This is a genomic window from Pantoea phytobeneficialis (assembly GCF_009728735.1).
GTDB lineage: Bacteria > Pseudomonadota > Gammaproteobacteria > Enterobacterales > Enterobacteriaceae > Pantoea > Pantoea phytobeneficialis.
This window is the reverse complement of the sequence record NZ_CP024640.1, coordinates 62,391-88,700: the sequence shown is the minus strand read 5'-3', so window position 1 is coordinate 88,700 and position 26,310 is coordinate 62,391. Positions and strand designations below refer to the sequence as shown.

Below are 26,310 nucleotides of genomic sequence, written 5' to 3'. Positions count from 1 at the left end.
TATCAAGCAGGGCAAGCGCCCTGCTGGCGGGATTATCCGTTTCGCTCTGCGGTTTCCGCCTCAAACGGTTCCTCATTCACCATCGTCGCCTGAATCGCGTCTTCCTCCAGCGTCGGGTTCAGCGCGGCACCAATCGGAGAAGTCGCCAGACTATCCGGCATCACCACATGCGGCAAAGGGACTTCGGTGGTGGGCAATGGCAGGGCTTTGACCGGGCGATTCATCAGGGCGATCAGCAATGCGCACAAGGTAAACGCCAGGTACAGCACATGGCTGCCGAAGGGTTGCATCAGCGCCCCCACCACCAGCGGACCAATGCTGGCCCCGATGCCGAACGCCATCAAAAGACAGGCGCTCAGGGAGACGCGCCTTTCCGGCATCACCTGATCATTCGCCAGTGCCACCTGAAGCGGATAAAGTCCAAACTGCATCATGCTGACGAAAAACGCGATCACCAACAACATCTGGAACGAGAGAGTCCAGGGCAAACCCAATGTCAGCGCGCCCAGGCCATACAACAACGCGACAAAAAACAGCAGCCGCTGGCGGTCAAAGCGATCCGATAACCAACTGAGCGGGAACTGAGTCACCAGCCCGGCGAAAATGCTGACACTCATAAACAAACCGGTTTGTTCGGTGCTGAAACCCTGACGGCTGGCATAGACCGGCGCTAAGCCATAAAACGCACCGAGCGCCATCCCGCTCACCAGCGTGGTGGCCAGTAAACGCGGGATGGTGCGGAGAAAATAACCCAACTCCATCGGGGCTGGAGACATCGCACGCGCATTGGTTCGCGTGGTCAGGGCAATCGGCACCAGACAGAGCGCAAAGCACAGCGCGACAATCAACAAGGTGCTGATGCCAAAGCCATCCTGCATCGCGAGGATCACCTGGCCGCCACTCAGACCCAGATAGGTCGCTACCATGTACAAACCAAAAATCGTGCCGCGCTGGGAGGATTCCGCCTGATCGTTCAGCCAACTCTCCAGCACCATATATTGGCACATCATGCACAAACCGATGATCAGGCGTAAAAATACCCATATCGGGATCATGTCCGTCAACCCGTGACCCAGCACGGAGGCGGTCACGATTCCGGCGCAGGCGACATAGCTGCGGATGTGCCCGACGCGGGCAATCAGGTTGTGTCCGACTTTGCCGCCAATCACCAGCCCGACATAGTTAGCCGCGGTGATAGCGCCAATCAGCGTGCCGTTCACTTGCTCATGCGCCAGGCGCAATGACACATAGGTCGTGAGCAAACCAGAACCGAGCAACATCAGCAATGTCGTGACATATAACGGAAGAAAAGCGTTGAGCACTTTTCTCATAAGATGCTCAGTGAGGATGGTAAAGCAGAACCCGGCATAGAGACCTCATCAGTAAACAGCTTAAGTAACAACGGGTAAAGATAGACGATACCCGCCAGCTATGCTTACGAATTTTGCTGAACGCCAGAACGCACCGCATCTGTAGCGGCGCGATTTATCGCGCTGAAAAAGATGCGCAATAAAGTGCGCCGCTATGATCAGTTAGCGTAGCTATTCCACGCGGCTTCCATCCCTGCCCCTTGCACCGTTTTAAAACCATAACGATTAAGCGTGGCTTCCAGCGCCGCCAGGGTTTGCAACACGCAGTCTTTGCGCGCGTTGTAGCCCATAGTGCCGATACGCCACATCTTGCCTTTTAACGGGCCAAAAGAGGTGCCGATTTCGATACCAAAATCGTTAAGCATGCATTCACGGATTTGCTGATCATGCAGCCCGTCAGGAATGTTAATGCCCAGCACGTTATTCATCTTATGCCGTGGGTCGCCGAACACCTCCAGCCCCATCGCTTCAACCCCGGCACGCAATGCAGCGCCATGCAGTTGGTGTCTGGCGATACCGGCTTCCACACCTTCCTGCACAATCAATCGTGCGCACTCACGGGCACCATACAGCGCCGAGGTCGCCTCAGTGTGGTGGTTCAGGCGTTCGCTGCCCCAGTAATCCATGATCATCGCCAAATCAAAATAGTTGGACGAGATAATGGGTTCGTCACCGTCCTGATGACGGTTATCGCGGATCCCCTCTTCCACATGACGTCGACGGGTGATCGAGTCTGCCATCTGTTCACTCAGGGTAATGGGCGAGGTACCGGCTGAACCGCCCAGACACTTTTGCATTCCGGCTGAAACCGCATCCAAACCCCATGCATCGGTTTCGAGCGGATTGCCACCGAGAGTCGCGGTGGCATCGGTATAAAACAGCACACCATATCGCCGACAAATTGCGCCTAACTCTTCCAGCGGCTGACGCATGGTGGTGGAGGTATCACCGTGTACGGTTAACAGCATGGTCGGCCGCACCCGTTTGATCGCCTCTTCGATTTGATCGGGGGTAAACACCGTGCCCCACGGGGTTTCGATGGTGTGAACTTCCGCCTGGCAACGACGGGCGATTTCACACAATAAATGACCAAAACGACCAAACACCGGCACCAGCACTTTATCCCCAGGCCGGATGGCTGAAACCAGAATCGCTTCAATCCCGGCACGCGATGTGCCATCCACCAGCAACGTCCAGTCGTTGCTGGTGCGGAATACCGAGCGGTACAGCATCATCACTTCGTTCATATACGCCGTCATTGCTGGATCGTATTGTCCGATAAGGGGTGCTGACATGGCGCGCAACACGCGTGGGTCGGCATTGATCGGGCCAGGCCCCATTAACAGGCGTTGCGGGGGATTGAGCTGGCTAAAAACAGGCTTGTTCAAAACATCTTCCTTAGTGACGTAAAATTTTGCTGACAAACTGCCGCGTGCGTTCGTGAGTGGGCGCGTCGAACACCTGCTGTGGCGAGCCGGTTTCCACCACCTGACCATCGGCCATAAACACCACCTTTGATGACACCTCACGAACAAAACTCATCTCATGGGAAACGATAAACATCGTGATCCCTTCTGAGGCCAGTTCGCGAATGGTATCCAGCACTTCGTTCACCATCTCGGGGTCGAGCGCCGCCGTCACCTCATCCAGCAACAGGATGGTGGGCTTCAGCGCCAGCGCGCGGGCAATGGCAACGCGCTGTTGTTGACCGCCGGAGAGTTGGTCCGGATACGCATTGATACGATGTGACAACCCGACCCGTTCCAGTAAACGGCGCGCGTCCTGCTCCACCTGCTGCTTTGGCCAGCCTTTAATTTTGGTGGGCGTAATCATCACGTTTTCCAGTACCGTCATATTCTGGAACAGGTTGTACTGCTGAAATACGATGGCGATAGATTCACGCAGCTGGCGCAACTCGCCTTTATTGGCGTAATCCACCGCGTTATTTTCCAGCAGAACCTGTCCCTCTTTCGGCAGCAGTAAACCCATCAGCACTCGCAACAGGGTACTTTTGCCGGAGCCGGACGGCCCGATCAGGCTGACGATATCGCCTTTCTCCACCGATAAAGTGACGTTCTCCAGTACCGGTTGGTCGTTATAGGCGGCTTTTAAATTAATGATGTCGAGCTGTGGCAATTTTTCTCTCCAGACGCTTACCGAGACGCGATAACGGATAAGACACAATGAAATACAGCATAAGGACGACGGCATAGACCAGCGTGGCCGAGTAGCCTTTATCCGACAGGATTTTGCTGGCGGAGGTCAGTTCCATCACGCCAATCTGCGAAGCCAGCGTCGTGTCTTTGATATACATAACGAAGAAGCTAAAGGTTGGCGGAATCACCACCGTCAGGGACTGCGGAATGATCACGTAGCGCAGCGTCTGCAAATAGGAAAAGTTCAGCGTCACCGCCGCTTCCCACTGGTTATGGTGTACCGATTCCAGCCCACTGCGGATGATCTCGCCAAGATAGGCGGCAGCGATAATACACACGCTGATCAGCGCCACGGTAAAGGTGGAGAAGCGCAGGCCGGAATACTGGCTGATAAAAAACACCAGAAATAACGTCACCAGGAACGGGATGCGCCGGAAAATAAAGAAATACACATGGACCACGCCACGCAGCGGTGACAGGATCGCCGCTTTGGTATTGATGGTCACCGCCAGTACAAAGCCCGCCAGAAAACCAATCAGGCAGCCAAACGCCGACAGTGCCAGCGTGATGCCTAACCCCTGCAATAACAACAACAGATTGTAGTACGAGAACAACCCGGTAATTTCCGACCAGTCGAAGTAGCTCATCAAAATACCCCTGTTCTGGCACGGAAAAGAAACCGCCCCATAATCGCCAGGGCAAAGGTGGCGACAATGGTGATCACGATATAAATCACGGCAGCGACGGAGAAAGATTCCACTGACAAATAGGTTTGTGAGCTGAGGTTATAGGTACGGCCAGTAAGTTCTTCGACACCAAACATCGAGGCCATTGACGTCCCCAGCGTCATCACAATGAACTGGTTGGAGAGCGGTCGGAACATCACCTTGATGACATGCGGCAGGATGACGTAACGGATAATCTGCACACGGGAGAAGCCGAGCACTTCTGCCGCTTCAATTTCCATGCGACGGACCGAATCAAAGCCCGCTCGCTGGATTTCACATAAATAAGCCCCGGCATTGAAGGTGGCACCGATCAGCACTGCGGTGAACGGCGACAGCAAAATACCCACTTCCGGCAGAGCAAAAAACAGAAAGTAGATCTGCACCAGTTGCGGCGTGTTGGTGGCAAAAACCACATAGGCGTTAATAAACTTACCGGCCAGTTTAGGGCCATAGCGCAGGATGCTGGTACAGATCATCGCAATCACCATACCGAAGGCGAACGCCAGCACCGCCAGTTGCAGGCTGATCCAGGCGCCGCCTAACAGGTAAGGCAGTTGATCAAGAATGGGGAAAAAATTCAGGTTCATCAGAACAACGCTCAATCGCTAAAGAGCGCCCCAAACTGCGGGCGCCCGATTAAATCAGAACGAAACTCAGTATTTCGTCGGCGAGGCAGTTGGGTCATGCAACATGGCGTGACCAAACCATTTCTTCCAGCTGCTGCCGATAAAGCCTGATTTATGCAGCGCGGCGATCTCGGTATTTAACTTCTCACGCAGCGCGGTGTTGCCTTTGCTGACGGCGATACAGTCGTAATCCACTTCGATCGGGTCATCCACCACATGCCACTTGGTAGGATATTTTTTGGTGTAATCCAGCATGAAATCGAGCACGTCGATCAGCGCATCAGCGCGGCCCTGCGCAATGGCGCGCACCGCATCCGGGTAGTTATCGAGGATCAACAGCTGAGCTTTGGGAATGTTGTCCTGAATATATTTGATTGGCGTGGTGCCGCGCACCTGCACCAGTTTTACTGACGGGTCATTCAGGTCCTGCCATTTTTTGTACGGTTTTTTATCAGTGGTGAGGATGCCCAGCACTTCGGTGTTAACCGGATCGGTGAAATCCACCACCTTCATGCGATCGTCGTTACGGGTCATTCCGCCCATCACCGCATCAATTTTGTCCGACATGATAAACGGCACGCGGTCATTCGAACCCACCGCCACCAGCTCCAGTTTCACGCCCATAGAATCGGCAATTTTCTTCGCCACTGTCGCATCAAAACCAGAGATCTGATTTTTATCGTCATACACCCCGAGCGGTGGAAGATTCGGGTTCACACCGACGATCAGCGTTTTCGATTTCATGATCTCATCCAGCGATCTGGCGTTGGCCGTTGCGGCACCCAACAGCGAACTGGCGATACAGCCTGCGATAACCAGCTTTCCTAACATACTAATTTTACTCATTATTTAACTCCCGGTGTCGTCTGATTGCTTACCCTGGTGTTGGCAAATGACCAACGATATAAACTTCGTATGCTTTACATATACGATTGGTATACGATACCATGCCTTCCATCTTGTCAAGTCTCAATGAGCAGTTGTCGACCAAAAAGGGAGACGTTATGCAGCACACTTCAGGGAAAAACGTCCGTTTCGTTTTTGACAATCAGGGATATATGGCATTACCGGGCCAAAGCATTGCCGCCGCACTTTTTTCCAGCGGCGTCAAAACGTTACGCTTCAGTCCCCATCAACATCAGCCCCGCGGCATGTTTTGCCTGATGGGTTCGTGTCAGGAGTGCCTGGTCATGGTGGAGGGTAAGCGGGTATTAGCTTGCAAAACTGAGGCCAGCGCCGATCTGGTTGTTCACTCTGTTTCGGATAGCGATCCTTATGAATCATTATGATCTGATCGTCCTGGGTGCCGGTCCGGCAGGGGTTTCAGCGGCACTGATGGCTTCAGCGAAAGGACTGCGGGTTGCGTTGTTCGACGAAAACGCGGCGGCCGGTGGACAGGTGTATCGCGCGCCGATCATGCCCGATGCAAAAATGGATGGCGCTGAATTCAGGGCCGGAGAAACCTTGCGCGATGCCTTATCGCGGAGCAAGGTGCGCCTCTTTTTGGGGCATGTCGTGTGGGCGGTGACCGGCGACTATCGTGTCGATGCCCTTGGGCCGGACGGTTCAATCGCCTGCACCACCACAGTGCTGCTGGTGGCAACCGGCACCACCGAGCGCGTGGTCCCGTTTGAAGGCTGGACTTTACCGGGTGTGATCGGGCTGGCTGCCGCCACTATTTTGCTGAAATCGCAGCGTACCCTGCCGGGGAAAACCACCCTGGTGGCGGGATGTGGCCCCCTGTTGGTGGCGGTGGCGGGAAATACCCTGAAAGCAGGCGGTGACGTGAAGGCGATTGTTGACATTGCTTCACGCGGCGAATGGCTTGGCACCGCTTCGGCGCTGCTCAGTCGTCCGGCGATTTTCAAGCAAAGCCTGACGTATGGTCTGCCGATTCTGCGCGCCAGAACCCCGCTGTATTCACGTCATACGCTGGTGAAGGTCAGTGCGCAGGGCGACCAATTGCTGGCTGAAATCGCACCCTGTGACGCAGCGGCACGACCTGTCGCCGGTAAAACGAAAAAAATTCTGGTGGATTGTGTTGCCGTCGGCCACGGTCTGACCCCCTCCTCCGACATCACGCGTCTGCTCCATGCCAGACATCAATACTCCCGCGAGGCCGGCGGCTGGATTGCCGAAACCGATGAAAACGGCCAGACCAGCCGTGAACGGTTGTTTGTTGCCGGTGACGGTGCCGGTATTCGTGGTGCCGCTGCGGCAATGGAACAAGGCAAACGCGTCGGACTGGCTTGTGTCGCCATCATTCAGGGCAAAACCGTGCCAGAACCGGAAGCTGAAAACCTCAGCAAAGCCTGGCAGCACGCCGCCCGCTTCGGGCAGAAGATGGCCGCGATGATGGCGCTGCGTGAAGGCCATGTTGACAGTATCCCGCCGCACACCGTTGTGTGTCGTTGCGAAGACGTCACGCGCGCCGAGATCGAACAAGCCTGCGAAGCCGGCGCGCATGATGTTAACCAACTGAAGGCCTGGACGCGCTGCGGTATGGGTCCCTGCCAGGGACGCACCTGCGGCGATATCGCCGCCGAACTGCTGGCAACCAAACTGGGGGTGTCGCGCGAAACGGTGGGGATTTTCTCACCCCGCACTCCGCTGCGCCCGCTCACCATCAGCGATATGACCGGCGACTACGACTATGCGGATATCCCGATTCCTAAGGCGGCCCCACTGTGACTTCAACACGCTTTGATGTGTGCATCGTTGGCGGCGGCGTGATGGGCTGCTCCACCGCGCTGTTTCTGGCGAAAGCCGGGATGCGTGTGGTGGTGGTGGAACGCAATGCCCTCTGTCGCAGTGCCTCCGGCGTCAATGCCGGGACACTCACGCTGCATATGACCCGCGCCGCGCTGGTGCCCTACGCCATGAAAGCGTGGGAGATGTGGATGCGGCCGGAAACCTGGCTCGGCCAGGGGGTGCTGGCAACCCATGCACCCGGTTTGTCTCTCGCTTTTACCGATGCCGAAGTAATGATGCTGGAAGAGCGCGCGGCAGCCCGGCGTGAGTATGGTGCCGATATTTCGGTGATTTCACCGCAGGCGGCGATGAAGGTTGATCCGGGCATCAACGGCTCCATCAAAGCGGCGGCATTCTGTGAGATCGATGGCTTTGCCAGCGCCTACCTGACAGGCCGTGCCTTCTATGCCGCGCTGCGTGAAGCCGGTGTAACCATCATCGAACAATTTTCCGTCGGCCATATCGAGCGGCAAAACGCCGGTTATCGCGTCTCAACCGAGGACCGTAGCCAATCCATCGTGGCCAGCCGTCTGGTGCTGGCGGGCGGTGTCTGGCTGGAGCCGATGCTGGCGATGATCGGCATCCATATCCCAGTTAAGACATTGATTAACCAGTTGATCGTCACCGAAAGAATGCCAACCGTGATGCGTTCCGTACTCAGCATCGCCAATGGTTTGTTATCCATGAAGCAGTTTGCCAACGGCACCGTGGTGATCGGCGGCGGCTGGCAGGGCATCGGGTCGCGTGAGCTGGGCGGTCGGGAAACCATCCCCGAAAACCTGATCGGCAACCTGCGGCTGGGTCAGCATGCCGTTCCGGCACTGGCGTCTGCCCGTGTTGCACGCATCTGGCTGGGTCTGGAGTCGGAAACCGCCGACGCGATGCCGATGATTGGGCCACTGGCACAACACCCGGATCTCTTCGTGATTGGCTGCGTCCACTCCGGTTATACCAGCGGGCCGTATATGGGCAAGCTGCTGGCGCAGCAGATCCTGGGCCAGCAACCCGAAATGCCGCTTTTTGATCCATCACGACTGCTGCCCACTGATGACCAGGCAGTCGCATCCTTATCCAGAGGCCAATAATAAAATGAAAGAGTTACACCATTACCAGGGTGTGTATGCGGCGACTGTTTGTCCGATGGACGAAAGTGGCAGATACATCGACGAAGCGAGCCTGATTGCGCATTTGCGCCAGGTTTCGCAGGTGCCAGGGATTCGCGGGTTGCTCATCAACGGCCATGCCGGTGAGAACTTCGCGCTCTCGCGTGAGGAAAAACGTCGCGTGGTAACCCTGGCGCGCCAGGTGTGCCCGCCGGAAACGCTGCTGGTAGCCGGTCTTAACGCCGAGGACAGTTTTGATGCACAGGCGCAGGCTGACGATGCGAAAGCCGCCGGTGCTGATGCCATTCTGCTGTTCCCACCCTACTCCTGGACGCTCTCCACCGACGAGAAAACGGTGCTGAATCACCACCGTATCGCCAATGCCAACGCCGCGTTACCGATGATGTTGTATCAGTCCGGCGTGAACAGCGGTGGTATGGCGTATCCCCCGGCGTTGCTTCAGCAACTGGTCTGCCTGCCCAACGTGGTCGCGGTGAAGGAAGGGAGCTGGGAAACCGCCACCTATGAGGCGAACCTGCGATTGGTCCGTGAAGTTGCACCGCATGTGGCGGTGATGGCCTCCGGTGACGAGCATCTGCTGACCTGCTTTGCCCTTGGCACCGATGGCAGCCTGGTGAGTCTGGCGGCGGTGGTGCCCGAATTGGTGGTGGCGCTGTACGACGCGATGCAGCAGCAAAACCTCGCTGAAGCGCAGCGCCTGCATCAATTTATTTATCCACTGGCGAAGGAGATCTACGGCACCTGGCCGGGCACCCATGCCAATGCGCGCTTAAAAGCCTGTCTGCATCTTGCCGGGCATCTTCCTCACGCCATGCCGCGCCCGCCAGTGCCTGCCGTCGATGACGCGCAGCGCCAGCGGTTAGCGACAGCGCTGACCTTTGCACAATCCTTTACGGCTACCCCCTAAGTACAAGCGGAGACTAACATGACCAGTACCCTGATTCGCGGTGGGCGGATTATCACGGCGGTGGACGATTATCACGCCGACATTCTGATCGAGAATGAAAAAATCGTCAGTATCGGACTGAATCTGCAACCTGGCGCTAACTGCCAGGTGATTGAAGCCAGTGGCATGCTGCTGTTCCCCGGTGGGGTTGATTGCCATACCCATATGGAAAACACCTTTGGCCCGTCGGTGACCGCCGATAACTTTAAATCGGGCACCCGTTCGGCAGCCTATGGTGGCACCACCACCATTATCGATTTTGCCTTGCAGAATCACGGCACCAGCCCGTTGCAGGCCATCGAGCGCGCGCAATCCAAAGCGGATAACGTCGCCAGCATCGATTATGGCTTTCACGTCATCATTACCGAGGTGGATAAGCAGGTACTGGAGGATATGCGCTACGCCATCCGTCATGAAGGCGTTTCCAGCTTCAAGATGTTTATGGCGTATCCCGGCACGGTGATGTCCGATGATGCGGCCATTTTCCAGGCGATGCGCATGGTCGGCCAGCATGGCGGCATGGTGGCACTGCACGCAGAAAACGGCACCATCGTCGAATTGCTGATTCAGGAAGCGCTGGCACAGGGCCACACCTCGCCACGCCATCATGCCCTGACACGCCCCGCACTGCTGGAAGGGGAAGCGACCCATCGCGGTATTAAGCTGGCGGAACTGGCGGAGGCGCCGGTCTACTTTGTCCATCTTTCGGCAAAAGAAGCGTTGAAACATGTGGTGGAAGCGCGCGACCTCGGCATCCCGGTATTCGCCGAAACCTGCCCGCATTATCTGTTCTTTGATGAGTCGTCTTACGCTGACAGCGACGAATCCGACAGCTTTGATGGCGCACGCTTCGTGATGAGCCCGCCGCTGCGTTCGAAAGAAGCGCAAAACGCGCTGTGGACGGCGCTGAAAACCGATGACCTGCAACTGATTTCTACCGACCATTGCCCGTACTGCATGAAGGAAGGCCATTTAGGAAAAATTAATCAGAAACCGCTGGGTGCCAACGATTTCTCCAAAATTCCTAACGGCGTGCCCGGCGTCGAAACCCGTATGACGGTGGTGTATGACGGCGGCGTGCGCAGTGGCCGTATTTCGCTTAACCGCTTTGTCGAGCTGATGTCCACCGCCCCGGCCAAGCTGTTCGGTCTGTTCCCGCAAAAGGGCACCATCGCGGTGGGTAGCGATGCCGATATCGTCATCTTTGATCCCAACGAAAAACACACCATCAGCGCTGCAACACAACACAGCGATGTGGATTTCACGCTGTTTGAAGGGCATCAGGTGCAGGGCAAAGTGAAGAAAGTGCTGCTGCGCGGCGAGCTGCTGGTGAGTGATGACCAATGGGTAGGCAAAACCGGCCAGGGACGCTTTATCCCGCGTGGTGAAGTGGGTAAATGGTAGGAGAGCGCAATGCCTTACTATGATTATCTCTGTTCAGACTGCGGCGCATTTGAGTTGCGCCGTTCTGTGGCGGCGCGCGATGAACCCGCGCCCTGCCCGATCTGCCAGAAAAACGCCGAACGGAAGGTCAGTTTTCAACCGGTGTTGCTGCGCAGCAAACCGGGCGCGGAGGTGCGCAACCCGTTGCATGTTGAGGGATGCCCCTGCTGTCCCGGCGTCATTAAGTGAGTGGCTGAAGGGTATGCGGTTGACGCATACCCTTGCGGCGATTAATTGCCTTCGGTGATCCGTTTCAACACAAAGGCTGACAGGTTTCTGATATGCGTTCTCACCGCCTGGCTGGCCGCCGCGGCATCGCCACTTTTCCACGCATTGAGAATCGCCAGATGTTCTTCACGATCTTCTTCGATGCGGTTGAACGGCGTGATCAACTCGAACATTCGACTCTGGGTGCGCGCCTGTTCAATCATCCGCGCCAGCACCGCATTACCCGAGTGCTGCGCGAACAGCGTGTGCACGGTATCGTCAACATCCCAGTAGGCTTGTTCAGGCTGACCTGCTGCGAGAGACTGCACCTGGTCGGCAAGCTGATTAATCACATCAGGTTCTATCTTGTTGATGGACAACGCAATGGCTTCGGTTTCCAGCAGCTCACGCACTTTCATGATCTGAAAATATTCCTGGGCGCTGATAAAGCGCACGGAATACGAACGGGCGCTCGACCTGACCAGCAATCCCTCACCTTCGAGCCGCAACAACGCTTCACGCAATGGCGTACGGGAAATATTGAGTTCTTCAACCAGTCGTCCTTCAACCACCGCCCCACCACTACGCAGGGTTTTCTCCAGGATCATACGACGCAGTGTCTGATAGGCCAGTTCACCTAACTTCTCTGCGGAGGCTTGTTTTACTGAGGTCACTTGCTACTCACCATTAAGACATTTACTGGAAAGTATACAATACGTGTACGATTGAAAAAAGGAGTAAAGTCTGAGAATTAGCACGGCCTGCCCGGCGATTTATCTTGCCTGGTGTTACAAACGGGGTGCCGGTTTTTGCGTTTGCCAGATATGCTGACAATATTCGCCGATGGCGCGGTCTGAAGAAAAGATACCGGAACGGGCACAGTTGAGTATTGACATTTGCGTCCATTGGCGCTGATCCTGCCATGCCTCACTGACACGCTCCTGACAGGCTGCATAGTCGGCATAATCAGCCAGTACCAAAAATGGGTCATAATTAAGCAAATTATCGAGCAGAGGGGCGAACAACGCTTTGTCCCCGCGTGAGAATCGCCCTGCGGCGATCTGATCGATCGCATCACGCAGCTCATCATTGACCTGGACATAATCCCCAGGACGATACCCGGTGCGTTTCAGCGCCTCCACCTGTTGTGCGGTCATACCAAAAACGAAAAAATTATCCCCACCCACCTGCTGCCGAATTTCCACATTAGCACCATCCAGCGTGCCGATAGTCAACGCGCCATTCATCATGAACTTCATGTTGCCGGTTCCTGAGGCTTCTTTGCCTGCGGTTGAAATCTGCTCGGACAGATCTGCTGCCGGATAGATTAAATGGCCGTTCTTAACATTAAAGTCCGGATAAAACACCACCTTCATCCGTCCTCCTATCACCGGGTCACGATTGACGACTTCGGCAATACCGGTAATCAGGCGAATCATCAATTTTGCCATCCAATAACCTGGTGCCGCTTTCCCGCCGAAGATAAAACAGCGCGGAGCTGCTTGCTGGTCAGGATGGCGAACTAAACGACGATACAGACAGATCATATACAGCGCATTAAGGTGTTGGCGCTTGTATTCATGAATACGTTTCACCTGAATATCGAACATCATCTCAGGCGCAATCCTGACGCCGACTAATTGGCTGATACGTCCAGCCAGCGCCGCCTTGTTGTTGAGGCGAATGGCGCGCCAGTCCTGCTGAAAGGCGACGTCATCAGCATAGTCACTCAGCGCTTCAAGCCGAGTCAGGTCACTGCGCCAGCCAGCACCCAGGGTTTCATCAAGCAAACTCGCCAGACCGGGATTACTCAGCATCAGAAAACGCCGTGGCGTCACCCCATTGGTGACATTAAGAAATCGCTTCGGATACATGTCGGCAAAATCACGTAGCACCGTTTGCCGGAGCAGTTCAGAATGCAGCGCAGCCACGCCGTTAACAGCATGGCTGCCCACCGAGGCCAGATGGGCCATCCGCACTTTTTTCTCGCCCTGTTCATCGATCAATGACATCCGTGCGACACGCGCCTCATCACCAGGAAAAGCGTTACGCACCTCTTCCAGAAAGCGTCGGTTGATTTCATAGATGATTTCCAGCAGCCGGGGCAGCAGATTTTGCATTAACGGCAAGCCCCAGGTCTCCAGCGCCTCGGGCAGTAAGGTGTGATTGGTATAGGCGAAGGTATTCAGGGTGATTGACCAGGCGTCATCCCATGCCATCTGGCGTTCATCCACCAGCAGGCGCATCAGTTCAGCCACGGCGATTGAGGGATGCGTATCGTTCAACTGCACAGCTAAACGCTCAGCAAAATGAGCAACGGGTGTATGGCTGATATCTATCAGCCGCAGCATGTCCTGCAACGAGCAGGAAACAAAAAAGTATTGCTGGGCAAGGCGTAGCCGTTTACCCACATCCGGTTCGTCATTGGGATAAAGTACTTTTGACAGGGTTTCCGAAACGACTTTCTCCTCCACCGCCTGATAATAATCACCGGCGTTGAAGTCCTCAAAATCAAAAGATTCGACCGCTTCACTCTTCCATAGCCGCAACAGATTGCAGGTATTGACGCGATATCCCTGGATCGGCACATCGTATGCCACGCCTTTTACCTGACGGGCCGGTATCCATTGCACACGCAACCGATCCTGGGCATCGGTTTGCATTTGCGTGTACCCGCCAAAGCAAACGTAAAAGCTAACGTCCGGCCGAACAATTTCCCACGGCGTGCCCATTTTCAGCCATTTGTCAGTACGCTCAACCTGCCAGCCATCGACGATATCCTGATCGAAAATGCCAAACTCGTAGCGAATACCGTAGCCGATGGCCGGAATCTCCAGCGTCGCCAGCGAATCAAGATAACACGCCGCCAGCCGACCCAAACCGCCGTTACCCAACCCCGGCTCTTCCTCCAGCGCCAGCAACGCATCAAGATCTTGTCCGAGCGCACGCATCGCTGCTCGTGCCTCATCTTCAAGGCCGAGACTCAACAGGTTACAGCCAAGCTGTGGCCCGATGAGAAACTCTGCCGACAAATAACAGGCAACCTTCACATGATGTTCCGCATAGGTTTTGGTCGACGCTGCCCAGCTTTCCAGCATGCGATCTTTGACGGTGAAAGCCAGCGCCATATACCAGTCCTGCGGCGTGGCGATATCCGGATAGCGCGCCTGGCGGCAAATCAGGTTTCGGACAACATCGTTTTGAAAATCAGGGTCTGTGGCGGGAGTTGGGGTGGCGTCTTGCATGTTTTTGCCTCGCGTTGGCATACACATCAGCCCCCCTGATGCCTTGTTGGTGAACGGCATCCAGCTGGGTAGCGATGCTAGTAATCACCTTAGTCAACAAGCTGAAGGTAGGCAACCGAAGCGTAACAGGCCGCCCCCCGACGTGTCTGCGGCAAATGTATCAGGTAACGAATCCAGCGAAAAAGTAATGTTTTAGCGCTGAATTGCGATATCGTTAACGTTTTCGCAGCGTTGTTAACGGATGCGGCGACCTCGCTGGATTTGTAGAGGAACTTATGAACTTCAGGCATGAACTGCTGAACATGTTGCACAGCGCTCCCGAATCGCGTATTTCGCTGGCAGAGCAGCTTGAAGTCACACGTCCCTACATCACCAAACTCACCAATGCCTTGCTGGCAGAAGGGGTCATTGAGCAGACGGAACAATTGAGTTCGGGCGGTGGACGGCCCAGAACACTGCTGGCAGTGCGCAAACGTCAATACTTCAGCCTCAATATTATGGTGCGGGAGCTGACGGTGGAAGCGACAATCAATGATTACCACACCGGGGAACTGAGTCTGGCCGCAGCAGGTATCACGTTTGACGCGCCGGTCACGCTGGCGCGGTTTATCAGCCACGTTCAGGATCTGGCGACACGCTTATGCCAAACCGCTGGGATTGATGCTGCGCGTCTGAAGCATATCGGGATTGCCCTCCAGGGCGGCATTGAGCAGGATACCGGTGTGGTCAAATGGTGCCCGGCGTTTGTTGAACGTGATATCCCACTTAAAGCGCAACTGATGCTGGCGACGGCGTTGAGTGTCGCGGTGGTAAATATTGCCTGGTGCTCCAGCTATATGCTGGCAAAAACCGAGAGGCTTACCGGATCGTGGATTGCGTTGATGCCCGGATTTAGTAGCCTCGGCTTTGGCTACTATATCGACGGTAAACCGGTGTTTGGCGCTAACGGTTTCTATCCTGAGATTGTGCATCTTCCTTATCCGGGTGGGCTGGAAAAAGCCTTTGCCCTCGACGGCGATCCGGATGACCAGCAGATTGCTGCCAGCATCGACGCGCTGCTTTTTGCCATTCACTGCACGGCCCCGGTACACAACATTAAGCAGGTTATTCTGACCGGTGAGTTCTTTGATGACGTGCCTGCCGACTTTATCCCGCATATTGTCGCGCGCCTGACCAGCCACCCCAGCCCGCATATCAACACCCTGCAACTTCGCTACATCAAAACGCAGCGCTTTTACAGCATGAAAGGCCTGGTCCGGTTGAGTTCAGATGCCATAACCCCGCTGATTGATTGATTTTTTTGTGATCTGAACGACATTTTGGCAGCGATTTTTTTACTTTGTTTCCTTGGTTAACTAAGTTGGTTCAATCTTTACTGGCCAACCAACAGGAAAACGATGAAACCTCATAATAAGTACCCCACCCTGTCTTTACTCCCCCTGACAGCGGCGTTAATCGCCCCGCTCAGCGCCCTTGCGGCAGAAACGGTTCAGGATATTGCCGCAAAAACGGTGCCATTCCAGGCGAAGCCACGGGTATTTGTATTATCCGATATCGGTAACGAACCCGATGATCAGATGTCACTCACGCGTTTTCTGCTGTACAGCAATGAAATGAATATTGAAGGTTTGGTCGCCACTACTTCGACCTGGCAACGCAGTAAAGTCAGCCCGGAGATGATGGAACTGGTGGTGGGACATTATGCCGAGGTGCAACCTAACCTCCTGAAACATAAACCGGATTACCCGAGTGCGGCTACGCTGAAAGCCTTGATCGCCGCCGGACAAGCCGCTTACGGCATGGCCGATGTCGGTGCCGGGAAGTCGACTGCGGGTTCGGCATTGCTGGTCAAAGCCATTGAACGCTCGACGGACAGTAAACGCCCGCTGTATATCAATCTGTGGGGCGGCGCTAACACGCTGGCACAGGCATTGACCGACCTGTCAGCCAGCCATCCGGCAGATAAGGTAACGGCGCTGACGAAAAACCTGATCGTCTATTCCATCTCGGATCAGGATGATGCCGGGCACTGGATTCGCGTCCATTACCCGCAGATCACTTACATCGTTGATCCTTCCAGTCAAAAAGGTGAGGATTATGCGCGCGCGACCTGGACCGGAATTAGCGGCGACCGTTATTACCGCAATGCCCCAGGCGCAGATTTCACCACCGTGTCGCAATCCTGGCTGGACAAGAACATCCGCAGCAAAGGACCGATGGGCAAAGGTTATCTGCAATACGCCTTTATCATGGAAGGGGATACCCCCGCATTTCTCGGATTGATTCGCAACGGGCTTGCCAGCGACATGAACCCTGGCTGGGGCGGCTGGGGTGGGCGTTACATCGTGCGTACGCCGCAAAACGAACCGCATCCGATCTGGACCAGTGGCGGTGACTTTTTCCCCGGCAACCCGAATGGCGCGGATACGGTGACCGGGGCCGATGGTCAACAATACACCTCCAATCAGGCCACCATCTGGCGCTGGCGTGCAGCCTTCCAGCACGATTTTGCGGCACGCATGGACTGGACCATCAAGGACTTCCAGCACAGTAACCATAATCCGCAGGTGGTGGTAAATGGTTCATCAGGCCAGCAACCGCTGTTTATCAAGGCCAAAGTGGGCGAAACCCTGCGCCTGGATGCCAAAGGAACGCAAGATCCTGACGGCGATAAACTCAGCTACCAATGGTTCGCCTATCCTGAAGCGACCTCGGCCATTTCCCAGCAGGTCGACATCAAACAAGTACAGGGGGTGCGTGGTGAAGACTATCTGAGTGCTCCACCAGTTTTGCAGGTAACGAAAGAGAGCGGGAATCAGGCGGAGATAACAATCCGTAATCCGGGTACGGAGCACGTAATTCTGGCCGTGACCGATAGCGGAACACCTTCGCTCACCTCGTACCGTAGAATCGTGGTAGAAACAGAGTAAGCTGGGATTAAAAACGTTACGGGAGTATTTATGAAAGGACTGGATGAATTAATTAATCGCCAGGAACCAGGCTGGGACAGCGTACAACAATGGCTAACTAATGCCACCAACCATGTCGATGTTCTGGTTAAGGATAACAACCTCGCCGCGCAGGCTTTAATTGATCTCCAGGTAACAACACGTTCACCGCTGGGCGCTGTCGTTTACGAAACCGGTGGCATGTTAATTGATGGGGGTTGGTTGCGTATCCTGGGTTCTGGTCATCCAGAATTACCCCGTAACCCTGCTGTCTGGACACGGATACTCTCCCAACGCCATGCTTTACAGGCCCTGTTAATCGCTGATGATGTATCGGGTGGTTTTTTCGCCCTCAATGGCGGCGGGTTGGGCGACGATCAGGGGGGGATATACTACTTTGCACCTGATTCCCTCATATGGGAAAGCCTGGGCGTTGGTTATTCTGGCTTTCTGGCGTGGGCATTTAACGGCGATCTGGATACGTTTTATCAGACGGTACGGTGGCATGGGTGGCGGGAGGAGATCTCCTCACTCAGTGGAAACGAGGTGTATAGTTTTTTCCCTTTCTTGTGGACCGAACCGACATTGCCAGTGACGCAGCGTAAACGTTCACGCGTGTCCATTGAAGAACACTGGACGCTTTCTCACGAGCTGGCACAGGACCTTAATCAGCAGCAAATCTGAGGGGTTTCGCCTTCAGTCAGAGGGGGGCTTTTGGCCCCTCTGACTGATAAATCAATGTTTTTCTGCCGCGTTTGCCTGCTTCTTACTCGCCAAATGATGGCCCACCACACAGCCAACCGCAGCGCCGATAATGGCGTGATGCTTAAGGTGCCCTACCGCTGCCCCGGCAGCAGCGCCTTTCAGGCAGCCTTCTGCCCGCGCCTGGGAAGTGACGGACAACAATAGGCCCAACGTGACAACCAGCATCGAAAGCTTACGCATGTAAATTTAGTCCACTGAAAATTTGATAAAAAATGGGATCACAGGATAGCGCGCTCAATCCTAATGAATAATCAACGGGTTGAAAGATTCAGCCGGACACATCTCCTGCCAGAATCCAGGTCAGGGTAGAATACTGACCATCGTCGTACCGCCGCATAAGGGATGCATCGCATGAACAATGTCGTAGAAAACCTGGTTATGGAAGTTTCTGACAATATGACGGATGAGCAGCTACTGCCTATCGAAACCGGGCTAAATGCATTTAACGACCTGATGACCGGTATTAGCGATCGCAAACCGCTGGCTGTGGTGATCAAAAACCCCACCAACGGGGAAGTGCTGGGCGGCATGCAGGGACGTACCTCTCTGGGGTTGTTGTTTATCGACCTGTTCTATCTGCCATCATCGTTACGTAAAAAAGGACTCGGCACTGAGCTTCTACAGCGATTTGAAAACGAGGGACGGAAAAGGGGCTGCGTTGCTGGTTTTCTCTACACCATCAATTTCCAGGCACCGGATTTTTATAAAAAGCATGGCTGGGAAGAGTTCGGCCGAATCGACTGTTTACCCGAGGGGACGAGTCGTATATTTATGCGGAAATCGCTCTGTTAGCCGCATCCGAAAAACTGCCCTGTCCCTTGAAGGTAAGATGCTCAAAAAGTGTAGAGCACCCCGAGAAGTGCCGACGCTTCATTATGCCGGAACACAATCGGGCTATCTTCTGTGTGCTTATCCAACCAGATGTAGTCGGCACTCACCAGCGCGCCCCAACTTGAGGTGAACTGGTGACTCCATGTCAGGCTGATGTCAGTACCATAAAAACCACCGGGCGCATGATATTGCGTGTAGCCTGTGCGGCGGCTTTGCCTGGCGCTGACACCATAGAAGGTATTCATATAGCGACTGTCGCCGAACAATGCCGCCGTACTCAGTGCCACCGTATCCGTGTTGGTCTGAAGCGGGATCAGCGTGGCGGAGGTCTGGTAATTCGCTCCCTGACTGTCGCTCAGCGGCAGGGTCGCTTTGCTCTCCAACGTCAGCCAGGGGGTTATTGTCCAGCCAACCGCGATGGCCGTGTTGACCGACGCGTTAATATTTCCCATACCTTTCAGTTTGTCGCTGCCATCGCGCCAGTTCGAATTCTGCTCTGACCGTCCAAGGTTATAGCCCAGCGTATGTTCCAGGTAAAACCCGCTGTCACTTTGCAAGTCATAGCCCAGACCTTTCTGTGAATCGAAGAACAATGCGCCATCCCGCACCTGCACCAACGGCACCACCTGCCAGCGGCGTTGGTCAGATCCGCTATAGCGGGGAAGGCTCTGGCCCACCACCCCCACCGTCAGGCTCGACGGTGACGCACTGGCCTCCGAAGCGGCAGCTGTGAGGGTAAAACAGACCATATACAACTTTAGTTTTCTGGATATCATTGAGACTGCTCCGCACCTGTATCATTAACGTGCCGTTGTCGCGGTGGCCGTGTATGCCAGGTGAATATACGGAGGCAGTATCAGTAAACTGTCAGGGATTTATGAAGAAACGGTCAAGGTGTCTGAATGTCCGGAAAACGAATACTGATTATCGAAGATGATGCGGACGCTGCCGATGTGCTGGACGCGTATTTACGGCGGGAAAACTATGACGTCTTTGTGGCAGACAGCGGTCCGGCTGGCCTGGAGATGAGTCAACGTCTGCGCCCGGACCTTATTCTGCTGGATGTGATGCTGCCGGGAATGAATGGTACTGAGGTGCTGGCAGCGATACGACGCAAAGATAACACGCCGATTATCATGGTGACGGCGATGGGTGATATGCCGGATAAGATCGGTGCCCTGCGTTACGGTGCCGATGATTATGTGGTCAAACCCTATAATCCCGGTGAAGTGGTGGCACGCGTACAGGCCGTGCTGCGCCGTGTCACGCGAGAACCTGAAGTGCAGTCACTGCGCTGGCAGGGTCTGGAGGTGGACACCGCCATGATGACGGCCAGTGTCCGTCATGACGAGGGCGGTCTCGCCACCCTCGAACTGACGCCCACCGAGTTCAGTCTGCTGACCACATTAATGGGAGCACCCGTGCGCCCCTTCTCACGCCAGACCCTGCTTGAACGCTGTCTGCCAGAAAGTGATGCCCTGGAGCGGGCCGTCGATACCCACGTCTATAACCTGCGCAAAAAGCTGGAAGCTGCCGGTATTTCTGACGTGCTGGTTAACGTGCGCGGTATCGGCTATCGGTTCCGTCAGCCATGAAGACGCTACAGCAGCAGACGCTGTGGCGCTGGATTTGCGTACGGATTCTGGCGCTGGCGGTCGGTTCCGTGGTGGTCATCGCGCTGTGCATGTGGCTGCGTTTTGCCGTTGAAAGCCTGTGGATACAGCACCAGATGCCGCAGGCCCTGCGCGACGAATTTGCGCTGCTGCGCGCGCATCCGGCCTCCGATCCCGTTCGCTTTCATCAGATTGTCGATGCATGGTGGGGTATCAGCTACTCCGACCCCTCTATCGCCTCAGCCGACTGGCTGACGGTGGCTATCCTGGTGGTGGTCATCATCCCATTTATTGTGGTGCTGGGGTTACGCTCCGCGCGGCCACTTGCGGCGCAGTTCAGTCACCTGGCGGCTGCCGCCAGCGCGGTGTCAGAGGGGAATTTCAGTGCGCAGGCTGCGCAGGTAGATAATGCCCCGCTGGAGATGGGCCGCTTTACCCAGGACTTTAATACCATGATGCAGCAACTGGCGCGCTACGATCGTGAACTACGGGCATCCCATGTGGCGATGGCGCATGAATTGCGTTCGCCACTGACGGCGGCCATCGGTCGTCTGCAGGGCATGATGGATGGCGTGTTCACCCCTGAACCCCGGCAGTTGGCGATGGTAATGAAACAGCTGCAACTCCTCAATCGACTGACAGATGAACTGCACCTGCTGTCGCTGGCTGATGCCGGTCAGCTCAGCCTGAATAAATCGGTAACGGATCTCACCGTATTGCTGCGCGAGCGAGCAGCATGGCTGGCACCCCAGGCCCAGGAGGCGGGCATGCAGTTCAGTATCACCTCTGACGCTTCCTGCTGCTGCGAAGCTGACCCGGTCCGTCTCGGACAGGTGGTGACCATTGTGATGGAAAATGCCCTGCGCTATGCAGCAGAGGGGGGCGAGTTAACCGCCCTGGCCCGGCAAACCCCAGCCGGATGTGAACTGGTTTTCTGCGATCGCGGTCCCGGCGTGCCCCCTGATTTTCTGCCGGTGATGTTTGAGCGCTTCACCCGTGCAGAATCATCACGGGCGCGCCATTCCGGTGGCAGCGGACTGGGATTATCCATTGCCCGCGGTATCTGCTCAGCGCACGGTGGCAGCATTCACGCCTCTCCGGGCAAAGACCAGGGGCTGATGATCACCATCACGCTACCGGTTGGAAATATCCGCGCCTAAATTTTCCGTCTTGACAGGTTCCTGACAGAACGCGGGGGTAAATCCTGACACTGTTGCGGTTGAATGGCCGTAACCTTGTTCAGGAACACTGCCATGACGGAAAACTTTTCTGACCTGCCCGACTGCGCGCGGCAGGTATTACGCCATCTCTTTACTCCCTACCGGCTGACCCTGCTGGGATATTGCATACTGGCGCTGCCAGTCGCTCTGCTGCTTACCGCCTGTGGCGGCAAGCCTGACACGCAAGCGGCAGCACCGCCACGACCGGTTCGAACCATCACAGCACCACCGCCATCACGCACCAGCATCTTCTGTCAGACCGGTGAAATCCGCCCGCACGATGAAGTGATGCTGGGATTCCGTCTTGATGGCCGTCTGTTGACACGAGTGGTGGATGTGGGGACAAGTGTGACCAGCGGGCAACTACTGGGTACGCTGGAGGGTGATACCACGCAGAACCAGCTCGACAGTGCTCGCGCCGACTTTAACAGCGCTGTTGCCGCTGAGCGTCTGGCAACGCTTAACCTGAAACGCATGACCGCGTTGATGCCCTCCGGTGCCATTGCCCGTGTCCAGCTTGATACCGCCCGCTCAGACTGGCAAACCGCCGTCTCCCGCCGTGAGAGCAGTGAGGCCGCGCTGAAGACAGCGCGTGAAGATCTGAGCTGGACACGCCTGACCGCCCCTGCTGCGGGCGTGGTTACACAGGTCAACGCGCAGCCAGGACAGGTGCTCAGTGCCGGACAACCGGTGTTGACCCTCGCGGTCAGCAGTGGTCGTGACGCCGTCATTGATGTGGCGGATCCACAGAGTTTTTCTCACCACACCGGCGTATTCAGCATCTCACTGGTGAACGACCCGTCCGTCATCGTCAGTGGCACCCTGCGGGATATCAGTCCGCAGGCGGACCCGCAGACGCGCACCTGGCGCGTGCGCATCAGTCTCAACAACCCACCGCCCAACATGGCGCTGGGGGCAAGTATACAGGTTATGCAGCCTGGCTCCGGGCCAGCCATGATTGTGCTGCCCGCTGAGGCACTGACCTGGACGGCGGGGAAACCGGCAGTCTTCGTGGTTGACACAGCCTCCCACCAACTGGAACTGAGGCACATCACGCCTGGTGGCTATACCGCCAGTGATATCCTGGTGTCGGCGGGTGTCGTGCCGGGAGAGGCTGTGGTGATCGCTGGCGTCAGCAAACTACGACCGGGAGAGACTGTCGCCTTCGGGGATAACGTTCAATGAGCCAGCCATCCTCACCCTTCACCTTTAACCTGTCTGCCTGGGCGCTGAATCATCAGCAGCTCATCGCCTTCTTGATGCTGCTGGTTATGGCAGCAGGCATCATCAGCTACCAACAGCTGCCGCGTAACGAAGACCCGGCTTTTACCATCAAAACCGCCGTGGTATCAGCCTCATGGCCTGGAGCCAACGTGCAGGATACGGTGAATCTGGTCACCGACACGCTGGAGAAAAAACTACAGGAGATTCCGTATCTGGATTATGTGGAAAGTGACACTCACGCCGGTCAGGCGGTGATATTTGTCAACCTGCGGGATGATACCCCGCCCGGACAGGTGGCAGGCATCTGGTATCAGGTGCGCAATAAGATGCAGGATATTGTCGCGTCGCTGCCGTCAGGCGTGCAGGGGCCGTCGGTTGATGACGAGTTCGATGACACCTTTGGCACCCTGTACGGATTTACCGCCGAGGGATTTACCCCGCGAGAACTGCGTGACCGGGTGGAAGCGATCCGTCGCGACCTGATGTCGCTGCCGGACGTGGGCAAAATCCGTCTTATCGGGGAGCAGGAAGAACAGCTGGTGATCACCTTCTCTCCCCGGCAGATGGCTGGCATGGGGCTTGACCTGCAACAGATCAGTGACGCGCTAAAGGCGCAGAACATCGTCGAGCCTGCCGGTACGTTGCGCACAGACCACGAGAAAGTGGCCCTGCGCGTCAGCGGCGCGTTGACCTCGGCAGAGAGCTTGCGTGACGTCACGCTGCACATTAATGATCGGTATATCCCCTTGAGCGCCATTGCCACCATCCGAAGAGAAACGGCTGAACCACCCGCACCGGTTTTTCGGGTGAACGGCCAGCCCGCCATCGGTCTGGCCATTTCTATGGCCGCCACCGGCAACATGACGAATTTTGGCCAGGCTCTGAACGCACGCATGCTTACGCTCAGCCAGCAACTGCCGCACGGTATTGAGATGGCGAAGGTTGCCGACCAGTCAGCCGTGGTTGCCAGCGCCATTAGTGGGTTTATCAGGGTGCTGGCTGAGGCGGTGGTTATCGTGCTTGCCGTGTCGTTTGTATCACTTGGCCTGCGTGCTGGCCTGGTGGTGGCGGCGGCGATCCCTCTGGTGCTGGCGCTAACCTTCACCGGCATGATGTTTGCCGGTATTGGTCTGCAACGTATCTCGCTTGGCGCGCTGATTATCGCACTCGGGTTGCTGGTGGACGATGCCATGATAACGGTGGAAACCATGATTTCTCGGCTGGAGGCTGGAGACTCCGCTCGGGACGCTGCCACGCATGCCTTTAAGACGACGGCATTCCCGATGTTAACCGGTACGCTGGTAATGATTGCCGGATTTATTCCGGTGGGTTTCGCCGCCTCAAGCGCCGGGGAATACTGCTTTACGTTGTTTGCCGTAATGTTGATTGCTCTGCTCTGTTCCTGGGTGGTCGCCATCCTGTTTTCGCCGCTGATCGGTGTGTGGATGTTACCGGTTAAGTTGAACGCGCTGGATCACAGCAGCCCTCCGGGCAGACTCAGGCGTGGCTATCAACGTCTGCTGCTTACCGTTCTGCACCACCGGGCGCTGACGATCGGAGTTGCCGTGGGCCTGCTCGGCCTGGCGGCATACGGTGCAACCTTGATGCAGGGCGAGTTTTTCCCCGCTTCCGATCGGCCTGAGTTACTGGTTAGCCTGACGCTACCGGCTAACGCCTCTCAGAGAGAAACCGGGCGGCAGACGTCGCGGCTGGAAAAGGCGCTGATTCACAATCCGGACATAGACCACTTTTCCAGCTACGTGGGTTCTGGGGCTATACGCTTCTACCTGCCAATGGATGTTCTGCTGGAAAATGAAAACATCGCCCAGCTGGTTATCGTGGCGAAAGACCTCCCCGCACGTAACCGGCTGAAAAAACAGCTGAAAAACCTACTGGCCCAACAGTTCAGCGACATCACCACCCGCGTCTCCCCGTTGGAACTCGGCCCACCGGTCGGCTGGCCGGTGAAATACCGCATCACCGGCCCGGATTATGGTCGGGTGCAGGCGATCGCACAGACGCTGGCGTCAACGCTCGGCCAGAGCCCATACACGCGCGAGGTCAACCTCACAGCCGGGGAACCGGAGCGAACCATCACCCTGAAAATTAACCAAACGGCCGCCAGGGCGGCGGGAGTTTCTTCGCAAAGTATCGCGCAGATGCTCAATACCATCTGGTCCGGTACGACCGTCACCACCCTGCGCGACCACAATCGTCTTATCGACGTGGTGCTACGTGCCGATGACACGGAGCGCCAGGATTTGACCACGTTGTCCGCTTTGCTGTTGACGAATGACCAGGGGGAAAAAATTCCCCTCAGCCTGGTGGCTACACCTGCATGGGGAGTGGATGATCCGGTTATCTGGCGACGCCAGCGCCTGCCTTATATCTCAGTTCAAACCGACCTGGCACCGGGGATGCGTGCTGAGACCGTCTCACAACAGTTGCGACCGGCAGTAAATCGCCTGCGTGCCAAGCTGCCACCCGGCTATCAGATAGAAGAAGGAGGTGCGGTTGCCGAGTCGGATAAAGGCAACGGCTCAGTGTATGCCATGCTGCCACTCACGCTTGTCGTGATGCTGGTATTGTTGATGATCCAGCTACAGCGTTTCTCACGGATGTTACTGGCCCTGTTGATGGCACCCTTTGGGCTGATTGGCGTGGTGCTGGCCATGCTGCCAACCGCGACGCCAATGGGATTTGTCGCGCTGCTGGGCGTTATCGCCCTGGCGGGAATGATCATCCGCAACGCGGTCATTCTTATTAGTGAAGCGGACCGCAATCTCCGTCACGGGATGTCCTGTGAGGCGGCGATCATCACAGCAGCGCAACACCGGGCCAGGCCGATCCTGCTGACCGCCTGTGCGGCGATACTCGGCATGCTGCCGATTGCAGAACAGGTATTCTGGGGACCGATGGCCTATGCCATTATCGGCGGGCTAGGTGTTGCCACCGTGGTGACCCTGACGGTTCTGCCTGCGGCGATGAGCCTGGTGATGCACAAGGTGACATGCCACTGATTCTCGCAATTCCCAAACACAGGATACGGCAAAGAACCGCTTTTTTTACCGTTTTGCGAACAAGTTCATGTTCTTGCCATTGACGATATACAT

The 26,310-nt window shown here is 56.0% G+C and carries 24 protein-coding genes; 14 read left to right on the top strand and 10 right to left on the bottom strand.

Annotated features, from left to right (window positions below):
• Positions 1-32: 32 nt before the first annotated feature.
• The 6 genes from CTZ24_RS25810 to CTZ24_RS25785 all read right to left on the bottom strand — a co-directional run bounded on the left by CTZ24_RS25810 (position 33) and on the right by CTZ24_RS25785 (position 5,726).
• Complete coding sequence (locus tag CTZ24_RS25810; RefSeq protein ID WP_208727323.1) at positions 33-1,331, bottom strand: MFS transporter; 1,299 nt, start codon at positions 1,329-1,331, stop codon at positions 33-35.
• A 197-nt stretch (positions 1,332-1,528) separates the two neighbouring features.
• Positions 1,529-2,710, bottom strand: coding sequence for a pyridoxal-phosphate-dependent aminotransferase family protein (locus tag CTZ24_RS25805; protein WP_437180300.1), 1,182 nt, complete (start codon positions 2,708-2,710; stop codon positions 1,529-1,531).
• Positions 2,711-2,768: 58 nt separating this feature from the next.
• A complete protein-coding gene (locus tag CTZ24_RS25800; RefSeq protein WP_013512794.1) occupies positions 2,769-3,506 on the bottom strand; it encodes an amino acid ABC transporter ATP-binding protein in 738 nt (245 codons plus the stop codon).
• A complete protein-coding gene (locus tag CTZ24_RS25795; protein ID WP_021185568.1) occupies positions 3,484-4,173 on the bottom strand; it encodes an amino acid ABC transporter permease in 690 nt (229 codons plus the stop codon). Before CTZ24_RS25795 ends, CTZ24_RS25800 begins: the two co-directional genes overlap by 23 nt.
• Complete coding sequence (locus CTZ24_RS25790) at positions 4,173-4,841, bottom strand: amino acid ABC transporter permease (protein ID WP_021185569.1); 669 nt, start codon at positions 4,839-4,841, stop codon at positions 4,173-4,175. Before CTZ24_RS25790 ends, CTZ24_RS25795 begins: the two co-directional genes overlap by 1 nt.
• Positions 4,842-4,907: 66 nt before the next feature.
• Complete coding sequence (locus tag CTZ24_RS25785; RefSeq protein WP_208727321.1) at positions 4,908-5,726, bottom strand: transporter substrate-binding domain-containing protein; 819 nt, start codon at positions 5,724-5,726, stop codon at positions 4,908-4,910.
• A gap of 158 nt (positions 5,727-5,884) precedes the next feature.
• On the opposite strand from CTZ24_RS25785, the gene CTZ24_RS25780 reads away from it, so the two are divergent.
• Genes CTZ24_RS25780 through CTZ24_RS25755 form a run of 6 tightly spaced genes read left to right on the top strand, consistent with a single transcriptional unit; the run spans position 5,885 to position 11,333 of the window.
• A complete protein-coding gene (locus CTZ24_RS25780) occupies positions 5,885-6,169 on the top strand; it encodes a (2Fe-2S)-binding protein (RefSeq protein WP_021185571.1) in 285 nt (94 codons plus the stop codon).
• Complete coding sequence (locus CTZ24_RS25775) at positions 6,156-7,571, top strand: NAD(P)/FAD-dependent oxidoreductase (RefSeq protein ID WP_208727320.1); 1,416 nt, start codon at positions 6,156-6,158, stop codon at positions 7,569-7,571. The genes CTZ24_RS25780 and CTZ24_RS25775 overlap by 14 nt, the downstream gene beginning before the upstream one ends.
• Positions 7,568-8,716, top strand: a complete 1,149-nt coding sequence (locus CTZ24_RS25770) for an NAD(P)/FAD-dependent oxidoreductase (protein ID WP_208727319.1) — start codon at positions 7,568-7,570, stop codon at positions 8,714-8,716. Before CTZ24_RS25775 ends, CTZ24_RS25770 begins: the two co-directional genes overlap by 4 nt.
• A 4-nt stretch (positions 8,717-8,720) precedes the next feature.
• The gene (locus tag CTZ24_RS25765) at positions 8,721-9,662 is read left to right on the top strand and encodes a dihydrodipicolinate synthase family protein (RefSeq protein ID WP_036627360.1); all 942 of its coding nucleotides are present in this window, start codon (positions 8,721-8,723) and stop codon (positions 9,660-9,662) included.
• An 18-nt stretch (positions 9,663-9,680) separates the two neighbouring features.
• On the top strand, positions 9,681-11,105 hold the full coding sequence (gene hydA, locus CTZ24_RS25760) for a dihydropyrimidinase (RefSeq protein WP_013512802.1): 1,425 nt from the start codon (positions 9,681-9,683) through the stop codon (positions 11,103-11,105).
• A gap of 9 nt (positions 11,106-11,114) precedes the next feature.
• Positions 11,115-11,333: an FmdB family zinc ribbon protein gene (locus CTZ24_RS25755; protein ID WP_021185576.1), complete on the top strand. Its 219-nt coding sequence runs from the start codon at positions 11,115-11,117 to the stop codon at positions 11,331-11,333.
• Positions 11,334-11,374: 41 nt separating this feature from the next.
• Here CTZ24_RS25755 and CTZ24_RS25750 read toward each other — a convergent pair whose 3' ends face one another.
• Entirely contained in the window at positions 11,375-12,025 is a 651-nt protein-coding gene (locus tag CTZ24_RS25750; RefSeq protein WP_208727318.1) for a GntR family transcriptional regulator, read from the bottom strand.
• A 114-nt stretch (positions 12,026-12,139) separates the two neighbouring features.
• Positions 12,140-14,596 (bottom strand): glycogen/starch/alpha-glucan phosphorylase, encoded by a 2,457-nt coding sequence (locus CTZ24_RS25745; protein ID WP_208727317.1) that lies wholly within the window; start codon positions 14,594-14,596, stop codon positions 12,140-12,142.
• Positions 14,597-14,871: 275 nt separating this feature from the next.
• Between CTZ24_RS25745 and CTZ24_RS25740 the strand changes: the two genes are divergently transcribed.
• From CTZ24_RS25740 to CTZ24_RS25730, 3 genes are all read left to right on the top strand, one after another.
• The gene (locus CTZ24_RS25740; RefSeq protein ID WP_208727316.1) at positions 14,872-15,891 is read left to right on the top strand and encodes an ROK family protein; all 1,020 of its coding nucleotides are present in this window, start codon (positions 14,872-14,874) and stop codon (positions 15,889-15,891) included.
• A gap of 102 nt (positions 15,892-15,993) precedes the next feature.
• On the top strand, positions 15,994-17,526 hold the full coding sequence (locus CTZ24_RS25735; RefSeq protein WP_208727315.1) for a DUF1593 domain-containing protein: 1,533 nt from the start codon (positions 15,994-15,996) through the stop codon (positions 17,524-17,526).
• Between the two features lie 30 nt (positions 17,527-17,556).
• Positions 17,557-18,228, top strand: coding sequence for a DUF2625 domain-containing protein (locus CTZ24_RS25730; protein ID WP_208727314.1), 672 nt, complete (start codon positions 17,557-17,559; stop codon positions 18,226-18,228).
• A 51-nt stretch (positions 18,229-18,279) separates the two neighbouring features.
• On the opposite strand, the gene CTZ24_RS25725 is transcribed toward CTZ24_RS25730, so the two are convergent.
• On the bottom strand, positions 18,280-18,489 hold the full coding sequence (locus CTZ24_RS25725; RefSeq protein WP_208727313.1) for a YMGG-like glycine zipper-containing protein: 210 nt from the start codon (positions 18,487-18,489) through the stop codon (positions 18,280-18,282).
• A 171-nt stretch (positions 18,490-18,660) separates the two neighbouring features.
• Here CTZ24_RS25725 and CTZ24_RS25720 point away from each other — a divergent pair, with 171 nt between their 5' ends.
• Positions 18,661-19,101 carry a GNAT family N-acetyltransferase gene (locus CTZ24_RS25720; protein ID WP_208727312.1) on the top strand — a complete coding sequence of 147 codons (441 nt, stop codon included), beginning with the start codon at positions 18,661-18,663 and terminating at the stop codon, positions 19,099-19,101.
• 41 nt (positions 19,102-19,142) lie between these two features.
• Here CTZ24_RS25720 and CTZ24_RS25715 read toward each other — a convergent pair whose 3' ends face one another.
• On the bottom strand, positions 19,143-19,916 hold the full coding sequence (locus tag CTZ24_RS25715; RefSeq protein WP_208727311.1) for a MipA/OmpV family protein: 774 nt from the start codon (positions 19,914-19,916) through the stop codon (positions 19,143-19,145).
• Positions 19,917-20,042: 126 nt separating this feature from the next.
• Between CTZ24_RS25715 and CTZ24_RS25710 the strand changes: the two genes are divergently transcribed.
• The 4 genes from CTZ24_RS25710 (at position 20,043) to CTZ24_RS25695 (ending at position 26,217) form a co-directional block, all read left to right on the top strand.
• On the top strand, positions 20,043-20,735 hold the full coding sequence (locus tag CTZ24_RS25710; RefSeq protein WP_208727310.1) for a response regulator: 693 nt from the start codon (positions 20,043-20,045) through the stop codon (positions 20,733-20,735).
• A complete protein-coding gene (locus CTZ24_RS25705) occupies positions 20,732-21,913 on the top strand; it encodes a sensor histidine kinase (RefSeq protein WP_208727309.1) in 1,182 nt (393 codons plus the stop codon). The genes CTZ24_RS25710 and CTZ24_RS25705 overlap by 4 nt, the downstream gene beginning before the upstream one ends.
• A gap of 93 nt (positions 21,914-22,006) precedes the next feature.
• Entirely contained in the window at positions 22,007-23,158 is a 1,152-nt protein-coding gene (locus CTZ24_RS25700) for an efflux RND transporter periplasmic adaptor subunit (protein ID WP_208727308.1), read from the top strand.
• The gene (locus tag CTZ24_RS25695; protein WP_208727307.1) at positions 23,155-26,217 is read left to right on the top strand and encodes an efflux RND transporter permease subunit; all 3,063 of its coding nucleotides are present in this window, start codon (positions 23,155-23,157) and stop codon (positions 26,215-26,217) included. Before CTZ24_RS25700 ends, CTZ24_RS25695 begins: the two co-directional genes overlap by 4 nt.
• Positions 26,218-26,310: the final 93 nt, after the last annotated feature.